The organism is Pantoea sp., from assembly GCF_032114055.1.
In the GTDB taxonomy this organism is placed as follows: Bacteria; Pseudomonadota; Gammaproteobacteria; order Enterobacterales; family Enterobacteriaceae; genus Pantoea.
The window spans coordinates 483,593-502,351 of the sequence record NZ_DAMCTB010000001.1; the positions used below are offsets into that span (position 1 = coordinate 483,593).

The window sequence follows — 18,759 nt, forward strand, 5'->3', positions numbered from 1 at the left end:
TGCGAAGCGGCAGCGCGGGAAACTCGTGCGGCAGAGCGAGGTCAACGTGAGGATGATCAGATTACGGAGATGAGTATGCTGGCTTCAGCTATGACGTTAATGCGCACCAAAGCCACTTTCGTGCATCAGTTTATTCGTAACCCGCGCATGATGGGCAGTATCACCCCGTCTTCAGAGACACTCTGCCGTACAATGACCGGGGCAGTTCAATGGTCTGACACGTTACGTATTGCCGAACTCGGCGCAGGCGATGGGGTGCTGACGCGGCAGATACTCGCGCAGATGCCCTCTGATGCCACGCTGGATGCCTTTGAGATCAGCACTGCTCTGGCAGATAATCTCGCCGCCCTTGGCGATCCCCGCATGACCGTGCGCACCTGTTCAGCTGAGTATCTGAATGGCGAGTACGATGCCATCCTCTCAGGCCTGCCGCTGTTATCCTTACCGCCCGAACTGCGCGAAGCCATTCTGCGTGCGGTGTTTAACGCCCTGAGGCCGGACGGCGTTTTTGTACAGTTCCAGTACACATCACTGACCCAGCCGGATCTGTCACGTTACTTCACCTGGGAACGCCAGCGGGTGCTGAAGAATGTGCCTCCCGCCTGGGTCTACCGCTGTACGCGTCACTACGCGCCCTGAACCTGCCTGAAAGACGGGCGTGTCTGTTGCCAGAAGGAGACCAGCAACGCACGCGCCCAGTCTTTGCCCTCCATCCCACACCCGCTGCCCTCTTCAACCGCGCCCGACGGCAGACAGGCGTCCATAATCCGCCGGGAGAATTCGGGATGAAACTGCACCGATAAGGCCTGGGGCGAATAACGCAGAATCTGACAGCCATCGCGCTCAGACGCGGCCAGCACCTGAGCATGGGGTGGCGCGATGACCACCGACTGGCGATGCGACAGCCAGACGCTGAATCCGGCAGGCAGCGTCTGCAGCAGCGGATCGCGCTGCGCCTGTTCCGTACAGCGAATCGGTAACAGGCCGCGCTCCCAGCCCTGAGGATTGTCCGCCACTGTGCCGCCCAGCGCATAAGCCATCAGCTGATGGCCGTAACAGACGCCCAGCAGCGGCAGGCGATAGTCGATAGCCGCCCGCACCCAGGCGGCGCTGCGTTCACTCCAGTCTGCGTGATCGGTCACCATCGCCCAGGAGCCGCTGAGGATCGCGCCGGAAATCTGATCAAAATCGGGCAGGACTTCGCCCAGATGGGGCCGGATAATCAGGTAATCATCCGGCTGCAGATCCAGCGCATCGATGAACCAGCGTGGCTGTTCGCCGATCTGCGTGACGACGTCGGCGGGCGGGACTTCAAGCTGAATTAACGCAAGGGGTAAGGCGGACGCAGGGTTCATACCGGATCAGATCCTCTCAGAAGTCGTGTGAAATCAGTCTGCCATCAACGGGGTTAAATGTCTTATCGGGTGACGGTACAGGCACAGAAAATTTCCGCTGACGATTAGCGGGTTTGCCGGAGTTCGTGCCATCATTAGCAGGCTATGCAAAAACATTGAAAGGATATTATCGTGGCTGTGCGGCATTTTTTTCTGATTCTGATGGTGGTTTCAATCTGGGCCTTCAACAACGTCGCGGTGAAATGGGGCCTGCTGGAGCTGCCGCCGCTTTTTCTGACGTTTATGCGTTTTGTGGTGGTCGCGATCGTGCTGCTGCCCTTCTGCCGCATTACCCGACAGCAATTGCCCTGGCTGCTGCTGCTGGCCTTCACGTTTGGCTTTATGCACTTCTCGCTGCTGTTCGTCGGCCTGCGCTATACCGATGCCGGCACTGGTGCGATTGTCGTGCAGCTGGGCACGCCAATCGCGATGCTGCTGGCGATGGTGGTGCTTAAAGAGAAGCTGAAACTTGTGCAGCTGATGGGCATCATGATTTCACTGAGTGGTGTGGTGGTGTTATCCGGCAGCCCGACGATTCCGTCATGGTGGGTGCTCTGCCTGCTGCTGTGCAGCGCCACCGGTTGGGCGGTAAGTAATCTGATTGTAAAAAAGTCACCGCCGATTAAGCCCCTGACCATGACTGGATGGATTGCATTTCTGGCCATACCGATTGTCGGCGGATCGAGTCTGGTGATGGAATCTCATCAGCTTTACGCCCTGCAACATGCGGGCTGGCGCGGCTGGTTCGCCATTCTCTATAGCGCCATCGCATCCTCGATTGTCGCCTATACGCTGTGGTATATGCTGCTGAAGAAGTACAACGTCAATCTGATCATGCCCTACTCACTGCTGACACCGGTTCTGTCCGTACTGATGGGCATTGTGGTACTGGGCGACAGCCTCAACAGCTTTAAGATTATCGGTGCATCGCTGGTGGTGCTGGGTACGGCTATCGCGGTGCTGAACCTGCGCAATCTGCGAATGCACGCCCGCTTTCCGCGTCTGCGGCGGCGCTGATACCGCATGCTATGCTTAAAAAAATCCGCCTTTAAGGACATTCAGCATGGATCTTACGCTCGCTGGCGCGCTGTGGCAGCAGATGCAGCAGGGATTGCGCGGCCACAGCGCCCCCGGGCCGCTGCCCGCCTTTACCGATCGCGCCACCTTCTCATCAGCCTTTGCCGTCAGTGAGCTGGCGGCCACCAGCACCGGTCTGGCAACGCAGGCCGTGGCCGACCTGCTCGCCGCCGCCTGCCCTGACGTCGTCCCCCCGTCCGTTACCGTTAACGTCCGGCTTGCTTCACGCTGGTTTCAGCAGAGCTTCTGTCCACTGAATCGTGCTGCCCCTGCGATATGGGATGCTTTCGCGGGTGACTATCAAAGTCACGATGGCTGGATCCGCCTGCATACCAATGCGGCGCACCATCGTCAGGCGATGGAGCGGGTACTGGGCCGTCATGCCGATCGCTCCGCGCTGGCGCGTCAGGTTCAGCAGTGGCAGGCCAGCGAACTGGAGCAGGCGATTATCGATGCAGGCGGCTGCGCCGCAGAGATGCGCAGCGCCGCCGCGTGGCAGCAACATCCGCAAGGTCAGGCGGTACAGCGTGAACCGCTGTTCAGCTGGCAGCGCACGCTTCCGGCACCGGCACCCGCATGGCTGCTGCCACGTGCCCGGCCATTGCTGGGCATCAGAATCCTGGATCTGACACGGATTATTGCCGGGCCCGTTGCGACCCGCTTTCTGGCCAGCCTGGGCGCCAGCGTATTGCGCATTGATCCGCCCGGCTGGCAGGAGCCGACGCTGGATGAGGAGATGAGCTGTGGCAAACGCCGTGCGGTACTTGATCTGACCCAGTCAGGCGATCGTGAGCAGTTTGTTCGTCTGCTGCGCGAAGCCGACGTACTGGTACATGGCTATCGGGCTGATGCGCTGGAGCGGCTCGGGTTTGACGCAGAAACGCTGCAGGCACTCTCGCCGGGTCTGATCGATGCAGGTCTGAATGCCTGGGGCTGGCAGGGGCCGTGGCGCAATCGTCGCGGCTTTGACAGTCTGGTACAGATGGGCTGCGGGATTGCCGAACGGGGAATGCAGTGGCAGCAGAGCGACAGGCCCGTCCCGCTGCCGGTTCAGGCGCTTGACCATGCCACTGGCTATCTGCTGGCGGCCGCAGTGCTGGAGGGATTGAGGCGACGCCTGACAACCGGTCACGGCAGCCAGGTGCGGCTGTCGCTGGCGCGCACCGCCTGGCTGTTGCAGCAGTATCCTACGGCGCATCGCGCAGACAGCGGGATTGTGCCGCTGGTGAAAGATAATCTGCCCTGTTATGAACTCACGCCGTGGGGATTCGGGGTGAGGCTCAAAGCTGCTGCCCGCCTGCCCGGCACGCCACAGTGCTGTGCGACTCCCGGCTCTCAGCCGGGCACGCATCCGGCGGAGTGGTGAATCAGGCGTCGTCGCCCGATTCGCTGCTTTCCAGCAGTTCGTTGTACATCGCCTGAATCGCTTCGCGGCTCAGCATCGCCAGCGTACGGTAAAAAGCGGTACTGGCGTGTGCCTCCACTTTGCCCAGGAACGCGCCGCACCACGGCAGCAGATACGCTTCAAACAGCGCCAGTTGCGCGGCGCTCTCATCCTCTGCGGACTGGTCTTCCAGCCAGGAGGCCGCCAGCATCAGCACTCCGAAATGGTCAGCCGGCGCATCGCTCAGTGGCATGCCGCGGGAGGTTAAAAATGCACGGACTTCCGGTTCGGTTTTGCCTTCAGGCCACTGTGAGGCGTAAGGCGGCACATTGCAGTCACTGCCCACAAACAGCGCATTATAATCGGCGGCCAGCGCCTGCGGATCGCTGTTCTGTTGCAGACGCTGGAGCAGCTCATCCTGCTCGAGTGGCCACTGTGACTGCAGTTTGCCTTCACGCAGCAGCGTGAACAGCGGCACCAGCAGCGGATCCTGCGGCTGACGATTGAACAGTGAGCCAATTACGCGGCACAGAATGGAAAACTCATTCATGAGTCAGATTTCCTTGAGGCAAAGTAAATTAAAAGTCAGCCAGTTCAGCAATATGTTTGCCGCTACGCATTTCCAGAAAGTCGAGCAGGCGACGCGGCGTGACATTTAACACCCGATCCTCCGGAAAATCCACTTCGCGGGCAATGCGCAGGCAGTGGTCGAAATGGCCGAGCGTGAAAGCCGTGTGGGAATCGGAGCCAAACGCCAGCCGTCCACCGGCATCACGAACCGCAGCGGCGATAGCCCGGCAGTTAGGTTCACTGCCCGGCCGCGAATGGGTAAAGGAGGAGTTATTCAGCTCCAGCGCCACATTGTAACAGGCGGCGGCTTCAGCGATGGCCGGAATATCGACCGGGAATTTCGGGTTACCCGGATGGCTGATGATATGAACCAGCCCACTCGCCATCGCCGCGATCATAGCGTCGGTGTGATGCTTTCTGTCGCGCGGTGCATAGACCGGCTCGTGAAAACCGGCGACGATCAAATCCAGCGCATCAAGCATTGGCCCGGAACAGTCGATCTCGCCCTGCTGATTTTTAATATTGGCCTCGATACCCCTCAGAATAGCCACACCGTCAATCACGCGCGGCCAGATGCGCATATTAATAAAGTGCCAGTAGTGCGGCGCGTCGGCCATGTCCGGGCCGTGATCGGTAATGGCAAACAGTTTCAGGCCGTTTTGCTTCGCCTGAGCCACGTAGTCATGCAGCGTGCTGTAAGCATGCGTACTGGCGATGGTGTGCATGTGCAGATCTACCGGATACATCCTCTTCTCCTGCTGATTGCCCCTGACAGGGCCGGTTAATTAATAGCCGCGCTGACGATCCACCCTGCCTTTCGGCTGTTCGCCAGCCTGATCCTGCAGGATCGCGCAGGCAATAAAGTCGATAGCTTCGTCGATCAAGGTTACTGCCGCATTATGGGGCGTGATGGTGACGCGCGGATGCGACCAGAGCGGATGCGCCTCGGGCAGAGGTTCAACCTGAAACACATCCAGCGCCGCCGCTTTCAGCTGTCCGCTCTCGAGCGCGGCCAGCAGATCGGCTTCCACCACCTGCGCACCGCGCGCGATATTGAGGAAGAATGCGCCATGCGGAAGCTGCTGCAAAAAGGCGTGATCGACCAGATTCACGGTTTCCTGCGTGCTCGGCAGCAGGTTGATTAACACCCGCGTCTCCTGCAGAAACGCAGGCAACGCCTCGCGGCCGGCAAAGCTGGTGACGCCCTCAATCACTTTGGCTGAACGGCTCCAGACACGCAGGGGAAATCCCCAGGTTTTCAGGCTTTCTGCCACGCTCTGCCCCAGCACACCCGCGCCCATGATGCCAATGGTAAAGGCTTCGCGCCTGTAAGGCGGCAGCGGCTGCCAGCACGCCTGCTGCTGTTGAAGACGGTAGTCGTCAAACCGGCGGAACCAGTTCAGAACGCTATGCACCGCATACTCCTGCATCTGCCGCGCCATGCCGGTATCCTCCAGCCGATAGAGCGGTACGCTGTCGGGCAACATCTCTGGCTGCTGCTGCAGTTGTTTCAGGATTTCGTCCACGCCCGCGCCCAGCGCAAAGACCCCGCGCAGGGTAGCGCGGCCCCGCAGCATCTCAGCGGGTGGCGAACGGACCAGCGCATAATCGGCTGGCCGATCGTCGCCGGGTTGCCAGGCTCGTACTTTTGCCTGAGGCAGACGCTGCTGCAAACCGTTAATCCAGGCCGCGGCAGACTGCGACGGGTGATACCAGATGATCTCCATCCTGCTCTCCTTTTTTCTTTCAGCGTCCAGGAAAAGCAGCATGAGAGCAAGAAAAAACCGGTGGTGGGCATGGTTTTTTCCCTGCAAATAATTCCTGCCGCTTCACATTTCCTGCTCGCTTCAGGGTGAAGTGGCCAGATAAGGTCTAAAGTTGGTCGTGTGGTCAATGCGTTACGCGCGGCCGCATTTCGGACAAGGAGAAAAACCGATGATAAAAACTGAGGTAAACGCCGCTGAACGGCGTCAGCGTTATGCACCTTTTCTGCTCACGTTGCTGCTGAGCGTCCCCGCTTTCACCGTCCAGGCCGACGACAGCAGCCGCATGCTGAATAATCAGCCGCAGCCGCCGGATATTCGCCTGGGCCCGCTGTTCAATGCCGTGCAGCAGGCAAAATTCTATCCGGATCAAAAAACCTTTGCGGATGCGGTGCCGAAATTTGACCCTTCTTCGATTCTGGCTGACTGGCAGATGCAGAAGAAACAGCGCAATTTCGACCTGAAACGCTTTGTCGATGCCAACTTTACCCTGCCCGCAGCGAGCGACAAATATGTGCCGCCGGCCGGTCAGAATCTGCGTGAGCACATTGATGGCCTGTGGCCGGTGCTGACGCGCACGGCCAGCAGCGCCGGTCAGTATGACTCGCTGCTGCCGCTGCCCAAACCTTATGTGGTGCCGGGCGGACGCTTCCGCGAAATCTATTACTGGGACAGCTACTTTACCATGCTGGGCCTCGCCGAGAGCGGACACTGGGATAAAGTGCAGGATATGACGGATAACTTCGCCTCCCTGCTCGACCGCTACGGCCACATCCCTAACGGCAACCGGAGTTACTACCTGAGCCGTTCACAGCCGCCGTTCTTCAGCCTGATGGTCGATCTGCTGGCAACGCACGACAACGGCCAGGCCTATACCCGTTATCTGCCTCAGCTGCAGAAAGAGTATGACTACTGGATGGCGGACAGCGACAACGTGGCGGCTGGCGCGGCCAGCAAGCGAGTGATCAAGCTGGCAGACGGTACGCTGCTCAACCGCTACTGGGATGCGCGTGACGTTCCGCGAACCGAGTCCTGGATGGATGACATCGCCACCGCGCAGAAAGCGCCTCAGCGCAATAAAGCAGAACTCTACCGGGATCTGCGTTCCGGTGCGGCCTCGGGCTGGGATTTCAGTTCGCGCTGGTTTACCGACGCGCATAATCTCTCCACCATCCGGACTACACAGCTGGCCCCTGTCGATCTCAACAGCCTGCTGTTCCATCTGGAGCAGACGTTGTCGAAAGCCTATCAGATGAACAAGCAGTCCGATCTGGCGAAGCAGTTCGCCGACCGGGCAGAGAAGCGCCAGGCCGCCATTAACCGCTATCTCTGGGACAGCAAACAGAACTGGTATGCCGATTATGACTGGCAGAAAAAGCAGGTCCATCCACAGCTGACCGCCGCGGCGCTTTTCCCGCTCTATCTGCAGGTCGCCAGCGATAAGCAGGCTGAAAGCACCGCTCGCGCGGTGGAAAAACAGCTGCTGAAGCCGGGGGGACTGGTGACCACGACCGTTAACAATGGCCAGCAATGGGATGCCCCGAATGGCTGGGCACCGCTGCAGTGGGTTGCCGTGGAAGGTCTGGAGCATTACAACCAGCCAAAACTGGCGAAAGAGGTGGGCATCCGCTTCCTGCAGAATGTCCAGAACACCTACGACCGCGAACATAAGCTGGTGGAGAAGTATGTCGTTGAGGGTAACAATCTTGGCGGCGGTGGCGGCGGCGAATATTCGCTGCAGGATGGTTTTGGCTGGACCAACGGTGTCACGCTGAAATTGCTCGATAAATATTGTCCGAAAGAGAAAACCTGTAACAGCGCCCACGATATTCCTCAGGCGTCAGCCTCACAGCCCTGATCCTCTCTGAATACCTCTGGCCCGGCCGGAGGTATTCTCACTTCACTTCCGCGAATTTTACTTGACGTTCTCTCCTTCACAGGCAAAATTGCAGCGTTTTACAAAAGGTAATAATTCTCATTATGATAATGAGATTAGCTATCAAGAATATTATCCACCTGCCTGATCGCTTTGTTATGAAAGGACTTTCGATGAAACTGTCATTGCCGCTGAAAGGTTATGTTCCCCTCTGCACCCTGGCGCTGGCCACGCCTGCTCTGAGTTTTGCTGCCGATATGGTAGTGACGGCTCAACCGCTGGAAGATTCGACTTCACTTACCCGGGGCTATCTGGCCACCACCAGCGCGGGCGCAACCAAAAGCGATCGGCCGCTGGTGACCACACCGCAGTCCATCTCAGTTGTGACCCGTCAGCAGATGCAGGACCAGGGTGCCCTGACCCTGAATCAGGCGCTGGGCTACAGCTCGGGTGTCTTTACTAACTTTGGCGGTGCCGCCACCCGTTATGACACTATCTCGCTGCGCGGTTTCCATGGCGGCGATACCGATAATACCTTCCTCGACGGTATGCGGCTGATGAGCGACGGCGGCAGTTACAATATATTCCAGGTGGATAATGCCTTCCTTGAGCGCATTGACGTGATCAAAGGCCCCTCATCGGCCCTTTACGGCCAGACGGTGCCTGGCGGGCTGGTCAATCTGGTGACCAAACGCCCTCAGTTCGCGGAGGAAGGCCACATCCAGCTGCAGGCCGGCAGCAACGCCACCACCGGCACGATGTTTGACTACACCAATGCGATCAACAACCAGTGGGCGTACCGGCTGACCGGGATAACCCACAACAGCGATACCCAGTATGCGCATACCCGCGAAGAGAAATATGCGCTGATGCCGCAGCTGATGTGGCAGCCGGATGAAGATACCCATCTGATCCTGAAAGCCTATCTGCAGAAAGATCCCTCTGGCGGCTATCACGGTTCTGTTCCCGGTGACGGCAGCCTCACCGAACACAACGGCTACAAGCTGAGCAAAGGATTCTATGAGGGCAACAGCGACCTCGATCAGTTTAAACGCCGCGAGCAGATCTACAGCTTTGATTTTGCCCACCGCTTCAATGACGTCTGGTCTTTCTCTTCGACCGGCAGCTATAGCCACTCAAATGTCGATCTCGATCAGGTCTATCAGTCTGGCTGGGATGAAAATAATCCCGACCTGCTGAACCGCGCTTACTCCGGTGAGCGCTCGTCGCTCTCTGCATGGTCCACCGATAACCGCTTACAGGCGGAGTTCGACACCGGCGAACTGGAGCACCGCGTGACGCTGGGTGCCGAATATCACCGCTACAAGAATGAGATCTCCACCACAGGCGGCTCGGCTTCACAGCTGAATGCCCTGACCGGCGAGCAGGTCGGTGACATGCCAGCCTATACGTGGACGGATAAAACCCGTCGCTACTACCAGACCGGCCTCTATCTGCAGGATGAGATGACGCTGGATCGCTGGCATCTGGATCTCTCTGGCCGGTACGATCGCATCGTCGCGAATAACAGCGGCAGCGATCGCCGTCAGGATGATCATATCAGTGGACGCGCCGCCCTGCTCTATGCCTTCGACAATGGCATCTCACCCTATATCAGCTGGAGTCAGGCAATTACGCCCACCGCGCTCACTGACCGCAGCAATAACCTGCTGAAACCGACCACCGCTGAGCAGTATGAGGCCGGAGTAAAATATCAGCCGGTTGGCACACGTGATCTCTATACCGCTGCGATTTATGATCTGACGCAGAAAGATGTGTCGAACCGCGACGTGCTGACGTCGACGTTCACGCCATCGGGCAAAGTGCATTCCCAGGGCATAGAGCTGGAAGCACGTAATCAGTTGACCTCACGCCTGAGCACCGTAGCGAGTTACACGCTGAATCATCTGCGCTACAAAGATTCGGTGGATGGTAATGATGGGCACACGCCTTACATCACGCCCAACAGCATGGCGTCTCTGTGGGGCCACTATCAGTTTGATTACGGCCTGAGTGCAGGCGCAGGCGTGCGCTACATCGGTAAACAGTGGGCGGACAATGAAAATACCACCCGTGTTCCTTCGGTGACACTGTTTGATGCGTCTGTGAAAGCCGATCTGGGGGTCTGGAGCAGCAGTCTGAAAGGTGCCTGGCTGCAGGTTAACGCCAATAACCTGACTGACCGCACTTATGTGGCGGGCTGCTATGGCACAGGCTTCTGCTATCGGGGTGCGGAACGCAGCGTAATGGCGACCGTGGGTTACGACTTCTGATAAGCGCGTCCGTTATGAAACCCTCCGGCCAGCCGGGGGGTTTTCTCGTCTGACAGCACGCTTTTTTAGCATCTCCGGCCATACCTGAAGACAACCTGCGCCAGGTTATCTTTTCTGTCCCTGCAGATTTTCCACGCCCCAAGGTTTCTGAATCCGCCCGGCTCTTCCCTGCTGTTTCGCTCACAGAGAGGCCTGTGGCCAAATTGTCGCGATGACACACAGCCGAACCTGACGTATAAAACAGAGGGTCTGGCGTTAAAAAGGAGTCTCTGACATGAACCCCTATGAACACTATTACAGGCAACTTCTGGCAAACGGCGCGGTCGCCTGGGCGGGAGAAGGTTATCTCAGAGCCAAAAAACAGCAGGAAGAGATCTTTCAGTGGCTCCGCACTCACCACTATTTACCGGCGCCTGGCGCGCCGGTACTGGAGATGGGATGCGGTAATGGTGCCATGGCCGCGCAGTCTCTCGCTGAGCAGGGATATTCGGTCTGGGGAGTAGACTGGTCAGAGACTGCAATAGCGTGGGCCAAAAAGCGTTTTCAACAGGCCGGCCTCACCGCGACCTTTCTTGTCGGCAATGTCTGTCATCTCGCTCATTTTCAGGAGGCAACATTTGCGCTCATTATTGACGGCAGCTGCCTACACTGCCTGATCGACGATGACAGGGCGCGCTTCTTTGCAGAGGTCAGAAGGCTGCTCAGCCCGGAGGGGCGATTTGTGATTGGTTCGATGTGCGGCACGCCTCGCCATTCCGCTGATATTGCGGCCTATGACCCTTGCAGACATCATTTATGGAAAGCCGGCAAGCCCTGGCGGACTCTGAAGCCGCTCCCTGATTTAAGACGTGAAGTAGAGAGTGCCCATTTTACTGTGGAGGCAATCAGCGTTAATGAAAATGCCTGGTGGGATCACGCCACGATAGTCTGTTCGCAGCAAAACACGCTCACGACATAAACGACATGTGCGATAAAAAGCAATCCGTTCGGGTGGTCACATTAAAAAAAGGGGACGAATCGCTTCGTCCCCTTTTTATTGAAACCGTTACGGTCAACTGCGTACCTTGCGGTAGATAAACAGCACCACGATGGCACCAATCACGGCGACCACAAAGCTGCCGAAGTTAAACCCATCGACGCGGCCGAAGCCAAACAGCGTACTGATCCAGCCCCCGACCACAGCACCGATAATACCCAGCACTACTGTCAGAATGAAACCGCCACCGTCTTTACCTGGCATAATCCACTTCGCCAGAATACCCGCGATTAAGCCAAAGACGATCCAGGAAATAATACCCATCTGTTGCTCCTTCCTTTTTATGATTAAATCGTGAACGCCTGATTAATCAAGCGGTTTACTGCGATAAGTATAGACAGCTTTTCAGGAAATGCCTGACTGCGCACACGCATTTTTCAGGATGTCCTGACTAAAGCTTTTTTTAACCGAGCCGATAACCGTGACGAAACAGACAATACCCCAGAACAGTGACCCGCTTGTGGAGCAGGATGTGAAAGAAACCGACCAGGAACAATATCTCAAACGTGGCACGCTGGCGGTTCTGGGCGTGATGAAAGATTTGCTACGGCTGCAGACGCCACTACTGGTCAGTTTTCCGCGCGGACAGTTTATCAGCCGGATGCTGGCGGCTGATGAAACGCGCCTGATGTTTGACCTTGGCAGTCATCATCTGGACAACGACCACGCCCTTAACAGCGAGGATCTCAGTATCACCGCGGAAACTTACGGCGCAAAGGTGGAGTTCAGCCTTACCGCGCTGGAAAAAGTGGAATTTGATGGCCTGCCTGCTTTTAGTGCACCCCTGCCTGAGCTGCTATGGCAGATCCAGCGCCGGGAATTTTTCCGCGTGACTGCCCCGCTTGAACCCCAATTCTGGTGTCATACCGTCTGGCCTGATGGAACTAAAACGCGACTGCGATTACAGGATCTGTCGCTGGGCGGCATCGGCGTACTGGTGGATGAAGCGCTGCCGGAAGACCTGCAGAATGGCGACAGCTTCAGTCAGTTCCGGGTTGAGCTGGGCGAGTATGGTCATTTTGACGTACCGGTAAAACTGCTGCACATAGGCGAACGCTGCGTGGTGACCCGTAAAAACGAAACCCGCATCACTCCCCGGCTGAGCTTTCAATTTGCTACGCTGAATCCCGCGCAGGAGCGGCAGCTGCAGCAGATTATCTTTGCACTTGAGCGACTTGCTCGCGAGAAATCGACCCGTTTTCAGTAACGGCTTCAGGGATGCGCGCCGCGAATGGCGCGTTTCCAGGCTATGCTTCTTGCTCGATTCTTTTAAACCGGAACCCAGCAAGGAGACTCTCCCCAATGGAAAACTGGCTCTCTTCACGTCGTTTTCACTCCCTCTTTTTTAATCAGAATCTCTGGATCAACAGCGCTATCGTGGTGGTGTCGACTCTGGTCATCTACTGGGTACTGCGTACCCTGATTCGCTTTATCTCCAACCGGATTGCTCTCTACAGCGAACATCGTCACGTTCGCGCCACGGCGATTCTGGTGGAGATACTGCGCAGTACCAGCCAGACCCTGCTGCTGATTTTTTCACTACTGATCGCCCTGAAGTTTGTGGATCTGCCCGCCTCCTGGGGCGTAACGATCTCGCATGGCTGGTTCCTGGCGCTGATTGTGCAGCTCGCACTGTGGATTGACTGCGGCATCCGGCTCTGGCTGAAGAGTTTGTTGCGCGACCCGCTGCATGTGCGTAATCCGGTCACCACGGTGATCCTGGGTATTCTGCTGCGGGTGGTGGTCTGGGTAATGATGCTCCTCGCCATTCTGTCGAATATGGGTATCGACATTACCGCGCTGGTCGCCAGTCTGGGCGTGGGCGGTATCGCAATTGCGCTGGCGATTCAGACCGTGCTGAGCGATGTATTTGCCTCACTGGCGATAGGGTTTGATAAGCCGTTTGAGCATGGTGACTTCATTGTTTTTGGCGATATTGCCGGTTCGATTGAACATATTGGTCTGAAAACCACCCGCCTGCGCAGCCTGAGTGGTGAGCAGATCGTCTGCTCAAACACCATCCTGTTACAGCAGACGATCCACAACTACAAGCGTATGCAGCAGCGCCGCATCGTCTTTAAGTTTGGCATCAGCTACGCGACGCCGTCTGAGCGGGTACGTGAGATTAGCCCGCTGGTGAAATCGATTATCGAAGGTGTGGAAACCACCCGCTTTGACCGTGCCCACTTCCTGGCGTTCGAGGATTCAAAGCTGACCTTTGAAGTGGTCTACTTCGTGCTGGATGCGGATTACAACAAATATATGGATATTCAGCAGGAGATTAACCTGCAACTGATGGCAGCCCTGGAGGAACGTGATATTCGCTTCGCCTTCCCGATTCGCCAGGTGGAGTTCAGCGGCGGTAATCTGCCGCCGGTGGATCTGGTAGCGGTGGAGAATGACGAGGGCGACGTGCGCAGAATGGCGCGCTGATCCCCTGCACCTCTCTCCGGCAACGCAGGCAGTGAAGCCGGTGCGGCACAGCGCGTGCCCGCACCGGCTGTTCACCTGACATCTCACCTCTTTCCTGGCAAGCGTCACGGCTGCCCGCACTGCTTACGGGGCTGACGGCATGTTGCCACTGCCCCACGCCGGACGGGGATCAATGCGGCTGATAACGGCAACGCGCAACGGCGTCGATCCAGCCTTTATAGGCTTCCTGCATAGGCTGCGCATAGTCCTCACGCGGCATGATTACACTGCCGCCCTGCAGCGCCTGCATATCACTGCCCTGCTGCCACCATCCCAGCACTTTACCTGCCAGCAGCGCCGCCCCCAGCGCGGAAACCTCGGCGGTCGGCACCCGCTGCAGCGGCCGCTGCAATACGTCGGCCTGCAACTGCATCAGCCACGCATTTTCGGTGGCGCTGCCATCCACGCAGAGCGCTGGCAGATACTGGCCGCTGGCCTGCTCCATCGCAAAAAAGACGTCGGCGATCTGCCAGACGACAGACTCCAGCGCCACCCGCGCCAGTACCGCTGGTGTGGCGGCATCCGTCAGACCACACACCATGCCACGCGCCTGCAAATCCCACCAGGGTGCGCCCAGCCCCGACAGCGCCGGAACGAAATAGACGCCCTGATTGTCGTCGCAGCGTTGCGCCATCGCGGTCAGTTCACGCGGGTCCTGCACACCCAGCATTCTCCCCAGCCAGGCCGCGCCCGAACCGGTATGAGTGATATTACCTTCGAAGGCGTAGCGCAGCGTGCCGTCGTGCCAGGCGACGGTGGTGCTGAGGCCATTTTCGGTCAGCAGCGGCGTCGCCATCGACATCATCAGTGACGAGCCGGTGCCGTAGGTGGCCTTGACCACTTCAGCTTCTCCCCGCCGCTGCGCCTGGAGTGCGGCATGGGAGTCGCCGATACGTGCCAGTATCGGTGTTCCCGGCGCCAGGCCCGGAATATCCTTTACCGCCACCGTGCCCTGCTGGCTGGCGGACGCGACAATATGCGGCAGCGCGGCACGCGGCAGATGGAACAGCGCCAGCAGTTCGTCATCCCAGTCGTTCAGATGCAGGCTGTAGAGCTGGGTACGTGACGCATTGGCGTGGTCGGTCACAAAAACGTCACCGGCGCTGAGCTGCCAGGCGAGCCAGCAATCCACCGTGCCGATGCAGAGTTCACCAGCCGCCGCCCGCGCCGGGCCGTCAGGGATGGTGGCCAGCATGTCGCCCAGCTTGGCGGCCGGGAACATCGGGTCAACCGCCAGTCCGGTCAGACCGGTGATGCGGGGTGCTTTGCCTGCCTGACGCAGCTCGCGACAGCGAGCCTCAGACCGCCGATCCTGCCAGCTCACCAGCGGCGTCAGCGGCTGACCGTCACGTCGCTGCCAGATCAGCACCGATTCGCGCTGATTGCTGATTGCTACCGCCGCCACCGGCGTGCCGCCACAGGTCGCCAGACATTGGGCAATTGCCTCTCTGACCGCCTGCCAGATCGCCAGCGGGTCCTGCTCAGCCAGTCCAGGCTGCGGATGCTGCAGGGTTAAACTCTGGCTGCCCCGAGCCACTACACGTCCCTCGCGATCAACCGCAATCGCTTTGGCGTTGGTGGTGCCTTCGTCTATCGCCAGAATCAGAGGGCCCGCCATCACTTTTCTCCTGTGCAGATGCGCGCTGCATGATTCACCACGCTGCTGGCATCAATGCCATGACGGGCGCGGGTGGCGGCGCGATCGCCTGCAATCGCATACTCGCCATCCGCGATGCCCAGCCGTAACAGCCGGATGCCGCCGCCGCCCTCTGCCAGCACTTCAGCCACCAGGCTGCCGACACCGCCATTGACGTTATGCTCTTCCACAGTGATCACCGCTGGATAGTGATTTAACAGGTTGCGTAACTGTTGGGTATCACAGGGTCGGATTGATGGAACCGCGATCACACCGGCTGAAATCCCTTTTTCAGCCAGTTGCTCAGCGGCGTGAACCACCTCGTGAACCGTCGAGCCCATTGCCACCAGCGCGATGTCACGACCTTCGCGCAGTTCATCGATAGCACCCGGCCTGAAACGATAGTTTTCATCATGCAGCTGCGGCAGCTCTTTGCCATCCAGACGGATGTAGACCGGGCCGACATGATCCAGGGCATAATCAATAATCTGACGACACTCCAGCGGACAGGACGGCGCATAGATCTCGATATTGCCAAAGCCGCGCATCACTGCGATATCATCAATGCTGTGGTGGGTGCTCGCCAGCGGACCATAGCTGGCACCGGCGTTGAGCCCGAACAGTTTGACGTTGGTGTTGTTGTAGCAGACGTCCACTTTCACCTGCTCATTGGCGCGGGAAACCAGAAAAGGCGCGGCGTTACAGGTCACCGCGATCTTGCCGCCCAGCGCCAGACCCGCCGCGGTGCCAACCAGCGTCTGCTCAGCGATACCGACGTTAATCAGCCGACCGGGAAAGGCTTTGATAAAGGGCGCGATTTTAGCGGTGGAGGTGGAGTCCGCGACCACCGGCACCAGGTCGACGCCGCGATTCACGGCGTCGATAAATGCCGTGACCATGACGCTGGCTAAATGTTGTGCATTACTCATCTTTTAGTTCCTCCAGTGCCAGTGCAATTTCTTCGCCTTTCGGCACCCGGTGATGCCATTCGGCTTTGCTCTGGATAAAGGAGACGCCAAAACCTTTTTCGGTATGCGCGACGATCACCTGGGGTTTGCCGTTCTGCGGCAGGTTTTCAAGGGTCGTGACCACATCGGCCATGTCGTTACCGTTGCACTCGGTCACCTCCAGACCGAAGGCGCGCCATTTTTCCGGCAGCGGATCGGTATTCATGATGTCGCGGGTCGGCCCGGCCAGCTGCAGCTTGTTTTTGTCATTAATGATGATCAGGTTGTCGAGGCCATAATGAGCGGCCACCAGCGCCGCTTCCCAGTTACTGCCCTCAGCCAGCTCACCGTCGCCGGTGACGACAAAGATGCGACGCGAACTGTTATCTTTTTTTGCCGCGATAGCGAGGCCCACGGCTACCGGCAGGCCGTGTCCCAGCGCGCCGGTGTTCAGTTCAACGCCCGGGGTTTTCTGCCGCACCGGATGGCCCGGCAGTGCCGAGTCGGCATGCTGATAGGTGGCCAGCCAGTTGACAGGAAAGTAACCCGCTTCAGCCAGTACGCAGTAGTAGCCGCCAACCGCATGCCCTTTTGACTGAATATAGATGTCACGCTGGTCGTCCTCTGTACGATCCGCTGCACAGTTCAGAATACGGAAATAGAGTGCGGTGAGGATCTCAACCTGAGAGAGATCGGCACCCGTGTGACCGCCCGCCGGGCTGCCTGCATTCAGCTGGATAATATGGCGGCGGATGGCGCGTGCCCGGCGCTCCAGATCCGCCACCGGGAGATTGAAAGGATTCATGCTCTACCTCTGAATTTTGAGTCGGTTGTGAATATATATTCAAGGTGCTTAAAAAAATCAGTCGCGACAGACAGGTCTGGCGACCTCACGCTTTCAGTATTCAGACACGTCTGCTGCTAAGCCGTCAGCGGCGTGCCGGACGTTGCTGCCATGGCTTTCTCAGTTAACGCCTTCTTTCCATCAGCCTCACCTCCTGCGGCATCCGATTTGGATCTGAGCGTCGCAACATTGTCTGTGATACTCCTTTGTCAGGCTTCACTTAAGCCCGTCATAAAACCTGCGGGAATGCTATGAGATGAGCATCGCCCGCAGGTCATCCGCTTTATGGCGGCTGAGCGAAAAGTAAAACCGACGGGTTGATCCCATCAGACAACAGCACGTCAATTCTCTTCATGAATATATATTCATGTTCGATTTTATATGCATAATGACTATGCACCTGCGCAACGGTGGCGTCCAATCCACAATCGTTAAAAAGCGAAAACGATCACAAATCAGCCTGCGTTGTGATTTTGAACATCCTGGTTAACAATACCGGGCAAGAGTCAGAGAGGGAAAAACCGATGGCAAAACAGGACGAACAGCGACTGATGGTAAAGATTGCCACCCTTTACTATGTCGAAGGGCTGAAGCAGTCGGAGATTGCGCAGTCACTCACCCTATCGCAGTCGTTTGTCTCACGCATTCTTAATCGCAGCGTGAAAGAGGGGGTGGTCAAGATCAGTGTGGTGCCGCCCGCCAATGTCTATCCGGAGCTGGAAAAAGCGATTGAGCAGACCTATAACCTGCCGCAGGCGATCGTAGTGGATGTGCCCGATCAGGCCTCTCCGCTGCAAATCAAGCAGGCGATTGGTTCGGCCGCTGCTCACTATCTTGAAACCCGGCTGCGCCATGACGAGCTGATTGGCATCTCCTCATGGAGCGGCACGATCCGGGCGATGGTGGACGCGCTGCATCCGCTGAATAGCGCCTGCAAGGGGGTAATTCAGCTGCTGGGTGGCGTTGGCGCGAACGGCAACGTGCAGGCGACAATTCTGACGCAGAATCTGGCGGCGCTGCTCAACTGCCCTGCCTGGCTGCTGCCCTCGCAGTCAATCGAGCACTCGGTCAGCGATCGCCAGCGGCTGTCGGCCAATGCCGAGGTGGCTGAGGTGCTGAGCAAGTTTGATCAGGTTGATCTGGCGATTGTCGGCATTGGCGATCTGGAGCCGTCGGCCCTGCTGCGGAATTCAGGCAACTACTACGACGGCGGGATGTTACAGACGCTGGCGGCGCGCGGCGCGGTGGGCGATATCTGCCTGCACTATTTCGACGCCTGTGGGCAGCCGGTGCTGAAAGACGAAGAAGATCCGGTGATCGGAATGGAGCTGGCTCAGGTGAAACGCTGTCCACAGGTTGTCGGACTGGCGGGTGGGCGGGAAAAAGCCCAGGCCATTCGCGGGGCACTGCTGGGCGGTTACATCAACGTGCTGATCGTTGATTATCCTACGGCACGGCTGCTGCTCACGCCGCAGATCTGATTACGA

17 protein-coding genes are annotated in these 18,759 nt (G+C 58.0%); 9 read left to right on the forward strand and 8 right to left on the reverse strand.

What is annotated here, in order from left to right; all coding sequences use genetic code 11:
* Positions 1-75 precede the first annotated feature (75 nt).
* Positions 76-639, forward strand: a complete 564-nt coding sequence (locus tag RT657_RS02225) for a methyltransferase domain-containing protein (RefSeq protein ID WP_313652146.1) — start codon at positions 76-78, stop codon at positions 637-639.
* Here RT657_RS02225 and RT657_RS02230 read toward each other — a convergent pair.
* Complete coding sequence (locus tag RT657_RS02230) at positions 627-1,355, reverse strand: glutamine amidotransferase (protein ID WP_313652149.1); 729 nt, start codon at positions 1,353-1,355, stop codon at positions 627-629. The genes RT657_RS02225 and RT657_RS02230 overlap by 13 nt on opposite strands.
* Positions 1,356-1,526: 171 nt before the next feature.
* Here RT657_RS02230 and RT657_RS02235 point away from each other — a divergent pair, with 171 nt between their 5' ends.
* On the forward strand, positions 1,527-2,411 hold the full coding sequence (locus RT657_RS02235; RefSeq protein ID WP_313652152.1) for an EamA family transporter: 885 nt from the start codon (positions 1,527-1,529) through the stop codon (positions 2,409-2,411).
* Positions 2,412-2,457: 46 nt separating this feature from the next.
* Positions 2,458-3,837: a CoA transferase gene (locus tag RT657_RS02240; RefSeq protein ID WP_313652154.1), complete on the forward strand. Its 1,380-nt coding sequence runs from the start codon at positions 2,458-2,460 to the stop codon at positions 3,835-3,837.
* 1 nt (position 3,838) lies between these two features.
* Here the strand turns inward: RT657_RS02240 and RT657_RS02245 are convergent, their stop codons facing one another.
* From RT657_RS02245 to ghrA, 3 genes are read right to left on the reverse strand one after another with little or no spacing between them, the layout of a single operon-like run.
* Positions 3,839-4,405, reverse strand: coding sequence for a molecular chaperone (locus RT657_RS02245; protein WP_313652156.1), 567 nt, complete (start codon positions 4,403-4,405; stop codon positions 3,839-3,841).
* Between the two features lie 28 nt (positions 4,406-4,433).
* The gene (locus RT657_RS02250) at positions 4,434-5,171 is read right to left on the reverse strand and encodes a phosphatase (protein ID WP_313652158.1); all 738 of its coding nucleotides are present in this window, start codon (positions 5,169-5,171) and stop codon (positions 4,434-4,436) included.
* A 39-nt stretch (positions 5,172-5,210) separates the two neighbouring features.
* Positions 5,211-6,152 (reverse strand): glyoxylate/hydroxypyruvate reductase GhrA, encoded by a 942-nt coding sequence (ghrA, locus tag RT657_RS02255; RefSeq protein WP_313652160.1) that lies wholly within the window; start codon positions 6,150-6,152, stop codon positions 5,211-5,213.
* Between the two features lie 208 nt (positions 6,153-6,360).
* On the opposite strand from ghrA, the gene treA reads away from it, so the two are divergent.
* From treA to RT657_RS02270, 3 genes are all read left to right on the forward strand, one after another.
* Entirely contained in the window at positions 6,361-8,046 is a 1,686-nt protein-coding gene (gene treA / locus RT657_RS02260) for an alpha,alpha-trehalase TreA (RefSeq protein WP_313652162.1), read from the forward strand.
* Positions 8,047-8,237: 191 nt separating this feature from the next.
* Complete coding sequence (locus RT657_RS02265; RefSeq protein ID WP_313652165.1) at positions 8,238-10,337, forward strand: TonB-dependent siderophore receptor; 2,100 nt, start codon at positions 8,238-8,240, stop codon at positions 10,335-10,337.
* Between the two features lie 274 nt (positions 10,338-10,611).
* A complete protein-coding gene (locus RT657_RS02270; protein WP_313652167.1) occupies positions 10,612-11,295 on the forward strand; it encodes a class I SAM-dependent methyltransferase in 684 nt (227 codons plus the stop codon).
* 93 nt (positions 11,296-11,388) lie between these two features.
* On the opposite strand, the gene RT657_RS02275 is transcribed toward RT657_RS02270, so the two are convergent.
* On the reverse strand, positions 11,389-11,637 hold the full coding sequence (locus tag RT657_RS02275; protein ID WP_009090782.1) for a GlsB/YeaQ/YmgE family stress response membrane protein: 249 nt from the start codon (positions 11,635-11,637) through the stop codon (positions 11,389-11,391).
* 208 nt (positions 11,638-11,845) lie between these two features.
* Here RT657_RS02275 and RT657_RS02280 point away from each other — a divergent pair, with 208 nt between their 5' ends.
* Both RT657_RS02280 and RT657_RS02285 read left to right on the forward strand, forming a co-directional pair.
* Positions 11,846-12,580, forward strand: a complete 735-nt coding sequence (locus RT657_RS02280) for a flagellar regulator YcgR PilZN domain-containing protein (RefSeq protein ID WP_313652170.1) — start codon at positions 11,846-11,848, stop codon at positions 12,578-12,580.
* A 95-nt stretch (positions 12,581-12,675) separates the two neighbouring features.
* Complete coding sequence (locus RT657_RS02285; RefSeq protein ID WP_313652173.1) at positions 12,676-13,806, forward strand: mechanosensitive ion channel family protein; 1,131 nt, start codon at positions 12,676-12,678, stop codon at positions 13,804-13,806.
* A 169-nt stretch (positions 13,807-13,975) separates the two neighbouring features.
* Here RT657_RS02285 and RT657_RS02290 read toward each other — a convergent pair whose 3' ends face one another.
* The 3 genes from RT657_RS02290 to RT657_RS02300 are packed head-to-tail and all read right to left on the reverse strand — an operon-like array spanning position 13,976 to position 17,233.
* The gene (locus RT657_RS02290; RefSeq protein WP_313652176.1) at positions 13,976-15,463 is read right to left on the reverse strand and encodes an FGGY-family carbohydrate kinase; all 1,488 of its coding nucleotides are present in this window, start codon (positions 15,461-15,463) and stop codon (positions 13,976-13,978) included.
* Positions 15,463-16,410, reverse strand: coding sequence for a transketolase C-terminal domain-containing protein (locus RT657_RS02295; protein ID WP_313652178.1), 948 nt, complete (start codon positions 16,408-16,410; stop codon positions 15,463-15,465). The genes RT657_RS02290 and RT657_RS02295 overlap by 1 nt, the downstream gene beginning before the upstream one ends.
* The gene (locus RT657_RS02300; protein WP_313652180.1) at positions 16,403-17,233 is read right to left on the reverse strand and encodes a transketolase; all 831 of its coding nucleotides are present in this window, start codon (positions 17,231-17,233) and stop codon (positions 16,403-16,405) included. The genes RT657_RS02295 and RT657_RS02300 overlap by 8 nt, the downstream gene beginning before the upstream one ends.
* 563 nt (positions 17,234-17,796) lie before the next feature.
* Between RT657_RS02300 and RT657_RS02305 the strand changes: the two genes are divergently transcribed.
* Complete coding sequence (locus tag RT657_RS02305) at positions 17,797-18,753, forward strand: sugar-binding transcriptional regulator (protein ID WP_313652182.1); 957 nt, start codon at positions 17,797-17,799, stop codon at positions 18,751-18,753.
* The last annotated feature ends 6 nt before the right edge of the window (positions 18,754-18,759 follow it).

What these genes read in the sequence shown, in the direction of transcription:
- RT657_RS02295 (WP_313652178.1), bottom strand. Translation starts at nt 16,410, where the DNA reads ATGAGTAATGCACAACATTTAGCCAGCGTCATGGTCACGGCATTTATC.
- RT657_RS02240 (WP_313652154.1), top strand. Translation starts at nt 2,458, where the DNA reads ATGGATCTTACGCTCGCTGGCGCGCTGTGGCAGCAGATGCAGCAGGGA.
- RT657_RS02250 (WP_313652158.1), bottom strand. Translation starts at nt 5,171, where the DNA reads ATGTATCCGGTAGATCTGCACATGCACACCATCGCCAGTACGCATGCT.
- RT657_RS02300 (WP_313652180.1), bottom strand. Translation starts at nt 17,233, where the DNA reads ATGAATCCTTTCAATCTCCCGGTGGCGGATCTGGAGCGCCGGGCACGC.
- RT657_RS02285 (WP_313652173.1), top strand. Translation starts at nt 12,676, where the DNA reads ATGGAAAACTGGCTCTCTTCACGTCGTTTTCACTCCCTCTTTTTTAAT.
- RT657_RS02305 (WP_313652182.1), top strand. Translation starts at nt 17,797, where the DNA reads ATGGCAAAACAGGACGAACAGCGACTGATGGTAAAGATTGCCACCCTT.
- RT657_RS02270 (WP_313652167.1), top strand. Translation starts at nt 10,612, where the DNA reads ATGAACCCCTATGAACACTATTACAGGCAACTTCTGGCAAACGGCGCG.
- RT657_RS02230 (WP_313652149.1), bottom strand. Translation starts at nt 1,355, where the DNA reads ATGAACCCTGCGTCCGCCTTACCCCTTGCGTTAATTCAGCTTGAAGTC.
- treA (WP_313652162.1), top strand. Translation starts at nt 6,361, where the DNA reads ATGATAAAAACTGAGGTAAACGCCGCTGAACGGCGTCAGCGTTATGCA.
- RT657_RS02290 (WP_313652176.1), bottom strand. Translation starts at nt 15,463, where the DNA reads ATGGCGGGCCCTCTGATTCTGGCGATAGACGAAGGCACCACCAACGCC.
- ghrA (WP_313652160.1), bottom strand. Translation starts at nt 6,152, where the DNA reads ATGGAGATCATCTGGTATCACCCGTCGCAGTCTGCCGCGGCCTGGATT.
- RT657_RS02275 (WP_009090782.1), bottom strand. Translation starts at nt 11,637, where the DNA reads ATGGGTATTATTTCCTGGATCGTCTTTGGCTTAATCGCGGGTATTCTG.
- RT657_RS02245 (WP_313652156.1), bottom strand. Translation starts at nt 4,405, where the DNA reads ATGAATGAGTTTTCCATTCTGTGCCGCGTAATTGGCTCACTGTTCAAT.
- RT657_RS02225 (WP_313652146.1), top strand. Translation starts at nt 76, where the DNA reads ATGCTGGCTTCAGCTATGACGTTAATGCGCACCAAAGCCACTTTCGTG.
- RT657_RS02265 (WP_313652165.1), top strand. Translation starts at nt 8,238, where the DNA reads ATGAAACTGTCATTGCCGCTGAAAGGTTATGTTCCCCTCTGCACCCTG.